This window comes from Zoogloea sp., assembly GCF_028689785.1.
In the GTDB taxonomy this organism is placed as follows: domain Bacteria; phylum Pseudomonadota; class Gammaproteobacteria; order Burkholderiales; family Rhodocyclaceae; genus Zoogloea.
The window spans coordinates 37,368-45,769 of record NZ_JAQVCN010000036.1; the positions used below are offsets into that span (position 1 = coordinate 37,368).

Sequence of the window (8,402 nt, forward strand, 5' to 3'; positions counted from 1 at the left end):
GTTCAGGCGTGGGCCTCGTTGGCGTAGCGGCCGGTGCCCAGGCTGCCCGGGCCCTGCTTGGCAAACTTGATCATCAGGTACATCTCCACCACCAGCAGCACGGTGTAGAAGCCAACGAAACCGGCCAGGGAGCCGTAGAGACTCTCGACGCTGAGGGTGGAGACAGAGAGATGGGTGGGCAGCACGCCATAGATGGTCCAGGGCTGGCGCCCGTACTCCGCGACGAACCAGCCGACCTCGCAGGCGATCCACGGCATGGGCAGGGAATACAGGGCCGCGCGCAGCAACCAGGGCTTGTCGGCAAAGTCACCCTTCACCGAATGCCACAGGGCCAGCCCGAAAAGCAGCAGCATCGCAAAGCCCAGGGCCACCATCAGGCGGAAGCTCCAGAACATAGGCGCGACGCGGGGAACGGTGTCATTCACGGCCTTCTCGATGATCTCGGGCGTGAGCTGGTCGAAGTGGCTGACGTACTTCTTCAGCAACAGACCGAAGCCCAGGTCCGCCTTGTGGGCCTCGAACCCGCGGCGGGCGGCTGCGTCGTTCTGGTCGCGGCGCAAGGCATCAAGGGCCGTCACCGCCTCGATACCTGAGACGATGCGTTCCCGGTTCCTGGCCTTGATCTCCTTGATTCCGGGAATCTGCTTGTCCAGGGAGCGGGTGCCGATGATCCCCATCACCCACGGGATTTCGATGGCGAAGTCGTTCTTCATCTCCGCTTCGTTGGGGATGGCGATGAGGTTGAAGGGTGCGGGGGCCGGTTCGGTCTCCCACATGGCCTCCATGGCGGCCAGCTTGGTCTGCTGGGCCTCGCCCACCGTGTAGCCCGATTCGTCGCCAAGAACGATCACCGAGCACACGGACGCAAAGCCGAAAGCCGCGGCGATGCCGAAGCTGCGCTTGGCAAATTCCACGTCGCGACGACGCAGCAGGTACCAGGACGAGATCGACAGCACGAACATGGCACCGGTGACATAGCCAGCCGATACCGTATGCACAAACTTGGCCTGGGCGTCCGGATTGAAGACCACAGCCCAGAAGTCGGTCATCTCCATGCGCATGGTGACGTAGCTGAACTCGGCACCCACCGGGTTCTGCATCCAGCCATTGGCAATCAGGATCCACAGGGCCGAAAGGTTGGTCCCCACCGCCATCAGCACCGTGACCAGCAGGTGTTGGCGGCGGGAAAGGCGATCCCAGCCAAAAAAGAACAGGCCGATCATGGTTGATTCGAGGAAGAAGGCCATCAGCCCCTCGATGGCCAGGGGCGCACCGAAGATGTCCCCCACGTAGTGGGAGTAGTAGGCCCAGTTGGTGCCGAACTGGAACTCCAGGGTGATGCCGGTGGTGACACCCAGGGCAAAGTTGATGCCGAAGAGCTTGCCCCAGAAGCGGGTCATGTCCTTGTAGAGGGGCTTGCCGGTCATCACATACACCGACTCCATGATCACCAGCATCCACACCATGCCGATGGTCAGGGGAACAAACAGGAAGTGGTACAGGGCGGTGGCGGCAAACTGCAGCCGGGAGAGGTCGACCAGTTGTTCACTGACCATGGGGGGCTCCTTGGACGACAGGGTTCGGGGCGAACTGCCTGGACAGCGCTGCCGGATCAAGCTGCGTGCCCTTGTCGCGCACGAAGAACCACCACAGCAGCAACAGGGCGAAGAACTTGATGACAAGCACCCAGCCCAAATGGCGTCGCAGGACAGAATCGGATGAAGTCATGGCATTGGCAGTCCGATGAAGTATCGTTTATTGCTAATCAAGAGCCGTGCCACTCTCTCGTTTTAAGAAAATTCCTTTATTTACCAATGTCGTGATTGAAAATTGGGCGGAGCTTCGAGGGTGCCGGTTTGACCGCCAAATACCGCCATGGCAGTATTTGGCAGCAAAACTGCCAGCCTCTCCCCCATGACAAATCGGCTCCGCCCTCTACCGGAACTGGTCTCCTTCCTGGAGACCCTGCCCGAGCCCCACATCCTGTGCGACCGCAGCTACCGTATCCTGGCCGCCAATGCCGCCTACAGGGCCAATTGCGGGCGGCCGGACGACCTGATCGGACGCAAGTGCTTCGAGGTATCCCATCACTATCCCGTGCCCTGCGACCAGGCCGGCGAGTCCTGCCCGTTGGCCCACAGCCTGAAGTCCGGACAGCGGGAACGGGTGGTGCATTTGCATCACACCTCGGCAGGGGAGCGTTACGAGAACATCGAGCTGTCTCCGATCCGCGACAGCAGCGGGGAGATCGCCTACTTCATCGAGAAGCTCGAACCCTTGCCCGTGGCCCGGGGACTGGCCGGCACCCAGGGACTGATCGGGCGTGCATCGACCTTTCGGACCATGCTGGAGCTGGTGGCCCGGGTGGCCCCCTCGGAGGCCACCGTGCTGTTGCAAGGCGAGTCGGGCACGGGCAAGGAGCTGGTGGCCCAGGCCATCCACGACGCCAGCCGGCGCCGGGACGGGCCCTTTGTGGCCGTGGACTGTTCGGGCCTCACCGAAACCCTGTTCGAGAGCGAGCTCTTTGGCCATGAACGGGGGGCCTTCACCGGCGCCAGTGCCCGCAAGACCGGGCTTGTCGAAGCCGCCAGTGGCGGCACCCTGTTTCTCGACGAGATGGGGGACATTCCCCTGAGCATGCAGGTCAAGCTGCTGCGCCTGCTGGAAACCGGCACCTATCGACGGGTGGGCAGTACGGAGCTCATGCGTGCCGACATCCGCCTCATCTCGGCCACCCATCGCCCTCTGAAGAGCCTGGTCGAAAATGGCCAGTTCCGCCAGGACCTGTACTACCGCATCAACACTTTTCCGATCTGTCTTCCGCCCCTGCGTCAGCGCCAGGACGACATCCCCTTGCTGGCCGAAGCCCTGCTTGAGCGCGTCGCACCGGACCGCAAGCTGCGCATTGCCGCCGACACCCTGGCCTGCCTGCGCACTTACGGCTACCCGGGCAATATCCGGGAGCTGCGCAACATCCTCGAACGGGCGAGCCTGCTGTGTGATGGCGATACGCTGCAGCGGCGGCATCTGCCCGACGAGCTGCAGCATCCGCAGGGCCCCTCCTCCGCCCTGTCCGAAGCCATGCTCGCCGCTTCCGCTGCCCATGAACGTTCGCTCGACCAGCCCGAACCCGACGACGTGGATCTGGCCGCCGCGCTGCGCAGCCACAGGGGCTCCCGCAAGGCCCTCGCAGCCAAGCTCGGCCTCAGTGAGCGGACCTTGTACCGCCGGCTGAAGAACCTGTGATGGTCAGCGCCCCACCCTGGTGCGTCACCACTGCATACGGGAGGGCCGCGTGTCTTTCGATGGCCTCGGCGCTGGTCGCCCTTACCCTGGGCTCATCTAGCGACGCGACCGCTGCCGACCGCTGCGATCAGCTGCCCAGCCCCTCGGTGATACTGAAACGCCACGAGGAGCCTATCACCCTGGACACCCGCAGCAGCTATCGCACCCTCACCCTGATCGGCCCGCGCAACCTGCCGGCGACCAGGCAGGTATTGGGGCTTACCCGCGGCGTGGCCACGGTGCGCTTCGAGTCCCGCATCACCGCCTATACCGACCCCGGCGGCCGCTGGGAATGCGCCAGCCCCCAGCTCAAGGTGACCTACGGCTTCAGCCCCATGACGGTTTACGTGGCCAGGGAATTCCCCCCGGGCAGCTGTGCATACAAGGAGATCCACGAACATGAGCTCCGCCACGTGCGCGCTTACCAGGCGCATTTGCTGAGGATCGAACAGGAGCTTGCCGACACCCTCAAGCGCCGCTTCGTCACTGACGGCCCCTGGCGCGGCCCCGTCGGACAGGCCCGTGCGCGCATCCAGCAAGAGCTGGAGGAGCGCTGGGCACCCTACATCCGGCGAGAGCTGAACAAGGTAGATGCCGCCCAGGCCCTCATCGACACCCCCGAGGAGTACGCTCGGGTGACCGCAAGCTGCGGTGGCGAGGTGAAGCGGCTGACACGATGAGGGCGGCGAGCATCCTCATCAGTCGGCCCGGAGCGCACCCAGCGCAATGTCCCGGACGAGCGTGCCGATACCCGCAATGACGGCCTCCCGGGCCGGAAGGTCTGCGCTACTCTCCGCCAGGTAGGCCGCAACGACGAGAGGGGCTCGACCGGGGGGCCAGACGACGCCGATGTCGTTGAGGTCGGCTTTGTAAGTGCCGGTTTTCTCTCCGATCTTCCAGCTGCCGGGAAGCCCTGCGCGAAGGCGCTTCAGGCCTGTGGTGTTGTCGATCATCCAGCGCGCCAGCAGATAACGTGAGCGGGCCGACAAGGCATCGCCCAGGAGCAGCGTGCGCAGGGTTGTGACCATGGCCCGTGGCGAAGTTGTGTCCAGCGGCGCGTCCGGATGCCGGACGTTGAGATCCGGTTCGATGCGATCCAGGCGGGTGACCGGATCACCCAGCTGGCGCAGGTAGGCGGTCAGGGCGGCCGGCCCGCCATAGCTGGCCAGGATGAGGTTGGCGGCGGTGTTGTCGCTGGTCGTGATGGCCGCCTCGCAAAGCTGGGCCAGGCTCAGACCACCTTGCTCCACATGACGCTCGGTGATGGGTGACCAGGGGATCAGCTCATCCCTGGCAAAGCTCACGCGCCGCTCCAGTGACTCCAGTCCCTGATCCACCCGATGCAGCACAAGGGCACTGGCCAGCGTTTTGAACGAGCTGAGCATCAGAAAGCGCTCATCAGCACGATGGCCGTACTCGACCCCGGTAGCGGTATCCAGGATATGGACGCCAAGGCGCCCCTGCGACACCGCTTCGAGGGCCTGAACACGCAAGAGGAAATCACTTGATGGCCCGGCCGCCAGGCTCGGCACAGGGCTGCCGCCACCGAGCAGCACGAGCGCAGGGATCAGCGCGATGACATCACGTCGCTTCATGGAGTATCTCCGCCTCTCAATGCCGCACCGGCCAGTACCAGCTGGGTATGCCCTTGCGACCACCGCCGACACCTTGCCGGTAGCGGCTGCGCAGATGGCCGTCCACCACCGAGATCCATGGGGCCAGGTGCATGTCGGCCAGTTCCAGGTCGACAAACAGCTCGGGCAGACGGTAGGCGAACCAGCGATAGGCCGCCAGCAGGCGGACCGTGGTCTCGGCCTCTTCAAGGGACGCCCGCCGCGGCGAGTCGGGCAGGAAGTCCAGCCGGATGGACTTGCCCTGGTTGGCCGCATAGGCCCAGCCCCGCCACACCCCGTCGATGGTCTCGTTCTGGGCGGCCATGGGTGCCATGGAAAAGACATGTTTGAGGTGCAGTGACAGCTTCTTCATCCTGTCCAGCTGCCCTGCCCTGGCCAGCTGCTCTTCCGGAACATGGGGCCGGAAGAAGCCGTCGCCGCAATCGGCATGGAGCTGGAACAGGGACAGCAGGGCTTCAAGGCGGGTGTCACCAGACATGGCGGCCAGCTGTTCCAGGTAGGCGCTGCCCGGCGTGATCTGGAAGCCCATGGTCTCCAGCGGGGGTTGCGGCGCCTTCATCAGCGAGGTCACCACCTTGTGCTCGGCGGGGGTCAGGCCGGCCACCAGGCCTTCTTCTTCCTGGTGCCCGAAGCGTCCGGCCCGGCCGCCGATCTGCTGAAGCAGCGACGGAGACAGGGTGCCGCGGGTGGTGCCGTCGTACTTCTGGACAGCGGTGAACACCACGCGCTGGATGGGGAGATTCAGGCCCATGCCGATGGCGTCGGTAGCCACGAGAATGTCGGCATCGCCCCCGGCGAAGCGGTGCGCCTCGCGCTCACGCACCTCGGGCGACAGGGCACCGTAGATGCAGGCCACGGATTTGCCCAGGGCCAGCAGGTCGTCGCGCAGATTGAGGGCGTCACGCCGGGAGAACACGATGAAGGCGTCCCCCGGCCGGGCCCGGCGCAGAGCCCCCGCCGCATCATTGGCCAGGGGCTGGCCGACGGACAGCGGATGCTTGCGTGCCTTGCGCCGGATTTCCAGGGGCAGGCCCAGACGTGCGGCCAGGGCAATGATCGCCGGCTCGGCCGACAGCGCGCCGACCAGCCACACCTCACGGGCGTTGGCACCGACGACGGCCTGAGTCCATGCCCAGCCCCGGTCCGGGTCGCTGAGCATCTGGATCTCATCGATGACGGCCACCTCGATCTCGGTACCCGGATCAAGCATCTCGATGGTGGACGCAGTCACCCGGCTGCCTTCGACGATGCGGCGCTCCTCGCCGGTGATCAGTGAGGCGCTGACACCGAACTCCTCGTTGAGGCGGGTAAAGGCCTCCAGGGCCAGCAGGCGCAGTGGCCCCAAGTACACGCCGGATGATGCGGTAACCAAACGCTCAAAGGCATCGTGGGTCTTGCCTGAGTTGGTGGGCCCGAGTACGGCGATCAACTTGCGGGCCCGGCGCCGCACCGGAAAGGTGTCGGGATAGTCGGAGAGCTTGAGGCTGCGCCCGATCTGCTCGGCCAGATCCCGGTGGCGCTGCTTGGCGCGCAGGTCATTGAGGGACTGGGCCAGGCCCTTGCCGACCGCGCCCAGGTCCAGATCGCCACAGGACCAGAATTCCCGAAGCTTGCGCAGATTGGGCTCCAGCCCTTCGGCCTTGCAGGCCTCGAGATAGCCGGTGATGTCGACAATCGCCGCCTCCAGGGCCTGCTCCAGCCGGGCGCCTTGATCTTGCAGCATGCGCTGTTCCAGGGCATCCCGAACCTCACCGGTCCGGCGCCGCCAGTGGGCCTCCTGCCCCAGGCACGAATCCGTGATGTAGCCGAAGATTCGGTATTCGTCGTCGAGGATCACAACCCGCCGCCCCGCAGCCAGCCACACACGGTGGCCGCTGATGGTCCGGGAAAAGCGCAGAGCCTGTCGGGATGAGCTTTGTTGATCGTTCATGAAAATCCTGAGTGATGACACGCCCGGGGATGACGCCATGCGTTTACTCTGCATGTCTGCATTGGCCCGGAGCAAGGACGCCGTGGGCGATTATCGACGACGGGGAGATCTCTGCCGTACAAAAGCAAAAAGCCCTGATTTCTCAGGGCTTTACGCTTACTGCAGGTTCTTGGCGGAGAGTGAGGGATTCGAACCCTCGATGCAAGTTTTGGCTCGCATGCTCCCTTAGCAGGGGAGTGCCTTCGACCTCTCGGCCAACTCTCCTCCGCAAGAGCTGCGCATTATAGACATGCTGCAGCTCCTCGTCAAATCAAGCTGTAGCTTGATCCAGACCGAAGGCGCGATGCAGCACGCGCACGGCCAGCTCCAGGTATTTCTCGTCGATGGCGACGGAAATCTTGATTTCGGAAGTGGAGATCATCTGAAGGTTGATGCCTTCTTCAGCCAGGGTGCGGAACATGCGGGAGGCCACGCCCGGATGGGAGCGCATGCCGACCCCAACGATGGAGACCTTGGCCATGGTGCGATCACCCTGGATCTGGCGGGCGCCGATGTGGGCCTGCACACCTTCGAGGATCTTCATCGCCTTGTCGTAATCGGGGCGATTGACCGTGAAGGAGAAGTCGGTGGTGCCGTCATGGCCGACGTTCTGGATGATCATGTCCACGTCTACATTGGCATCAGCCACAGGGCCGAGGATCTGGTAGGCGATGCCCGGCTTGTCGGGGACGCCCAGCACGGTGATCTTGGCTTCGTCACGGTTGAAGGCAATGCCGGAGATGATCGGCTGTTCCATGTTCTTGTCTTCCTCTACGGTAATCAGGGTGCCCTCGCCTTCCTCCTGGAAGCTGGAGAGAACGCGGAGCTTCACTTTGTACTTGCCGGCAAATTCCACGGAGCGGATCTGCAGCACCTTGGAGCCGAGGCTGGCCATTTCCAGCATCTCTTCAAAAGTGATGGTGTCCAGCTTGCGGGCTTCCGGAACGACGCGGGGGTCGGTGGTGTACACGCCGTCCACGTCGGTGTAGATCTGGCACTCGTCGGCCTTGATGGCCGCCGCCAGGGCAACGCCCGTGGTGTCGGAGCCGCCACGGCCGAGGGTGGTGATGTTGCCGGCTTCGTCGACACCCTGGAAACCCGCCACCACGACCACGGCGCCGGCGTCGAGATCGCGGCGGATGTTGTCGCCGTCGATGTCGAGGATGCGGGCCTTGGTGAAGGAGTCATCGGTGAGGATGCGCACCTGGCCGCCGGTGTAGCTGCGGGCCTTGACGCCCATTTCCTCGAGGGCCATGCAGAGCAGGCCGATGGTGACCTGTTCGCCGGTGGAGATCACCACGTCGAGTTCACGGGGGCTGGGGTTGGGGCTGATTTCCTTGGCCAGGGCGATCAGGCGATTGGTCTCGCCGCTCATCGCGGAGAGGACGATCACCATCTGATCTCCCTTGGCGTGGGACTTCGCGACCCGCCTGGCCACGTTCTTGATCCGTTCGGGGTTTCCGACGGAGGTGCCGCCATATTTCTGAACTATGAGCGCCATCTTGACTTCTAAG

General features: G+C 64.2%; 7 protein-coding genes and 1 tRNA gene. 2 read left to right on the plus strand and 6 right to left on the minus strand.

Features of this window, described 5'->3' with window-relative positions:
- Positions 1-2: 2 nt before the first annotated feature.
- Together PHI64_RS15240 and cydP are read right to left on the minus strand one after the other, a co-directional pair.
- Positions 3-1,556 carry a cytochrome ubiquinol oxidase subunit I gene (locus PHI64_RS15240; RefSeq protein ID WP_299884312.1) on the minus strand — a complete coding sequence of 518 codons (1,554 nt, stop codon included), beginning with the start codon at positions 1,554-1,556 and terminating at the stop codon, positions 3-5.
- Positions 1,546-1,728 carry a cytochrome oxidase putative small subunit CydP gene (gene cydP / locus PHI64_RS15245; protein ID WP_299884314.1) on the minus strand — a complete coding sequence of 61 codons (183 nt, stop codon included), beginning with the start codon at positions 1,726-1,728 and terminating at the stop codon, positions 1,546-1,548. The genes PHI64_RS15240 and cydP overlap by 11 nt, the downstream gene beginning before the upstream one ends.
- 186 nt (positions 1,729-1,914) lie before the next feature.
- Here cydP and PHI64_RS15250 point away from each other — a divergent pair, with 186 nt between their 5' ends.
- Together PHI64_RS15250 and PHI64_RS15255 are read left to right on the plus strand one after the other, a co-directional pair.
- Positions 1,915-3,246 (plus strand): sigma-54-dependent Fis family transcriptional regulator, encoded by a 1,332-nt coding sequence (locus tag PHI64_RS15250; RefSeq protein ID WP_299884316.1) that lies wholly within the window; start codon positions 1,915-1,917, stop codon positions 3,244-3,246.
- Between the two features lie 59 nt (positions 3,247-3,305).
- Complete coding sequence (locus PHI64_RS15255; RefSeq protein ID WP_299884318.1) at positions 3,306-3,965, plus strand: hypothetical protein; 660 nt, start codon at positions 3,306-3,308, stop codon at positions 3,963-3,965.
- Positions 3,966-3,983: 18 nt separating this feature from the next.
- On the opposite strand, the gene bla is transcribed toward PHI64_RS15255, so the two are convergent.
- The 4 genes from bla to PHI64_RS15275 form a co-directional block, all read right to left on the minus strand.
- Positions 3,984-4,880, minus strand: a complete 897-nt coding sequence (gene bla, locus PHI64_RS15260; protein WP_299884320.1) for a class A beta-lactamase — start codon at positions 4,878-4,880, stop codon at positions 3,984-3,986.
- Between the two features lie 16 nt (positions 4,881-4,896).
- Positions 4,897-6,849 (minus strand): helicase-related protein, encoded by a 1,953-nt coding sequence (locus tag PHI64_RS15265; protein WP_299884322.1) that lies wholly within the window; start codon positions 6,847-6,849, stop codon positions 4,897-4,899.
- 170 nt (positions 6,850-7,019) lie between these two features.
- Positions 7,020-7,113, minus strand: a tRNA-Ser gene (locus tag PHI64_RS15270).
- A gap of 46 nt (positions 7,114-7,159) precedes the next feature.
- Positions 7,160-8,389, minus strand: a complete 1,230-nt coding sequence (locus tag PHI64_RS15275; RefSeq protein WP_299884324.1) for an aspartate kinase — start codon at positions 8,387-8,389, stop codon at positions 7,160-7,162.
- Between the last annotated feature and the right edge of the window lie 13 nt (positions 8,390-8,402).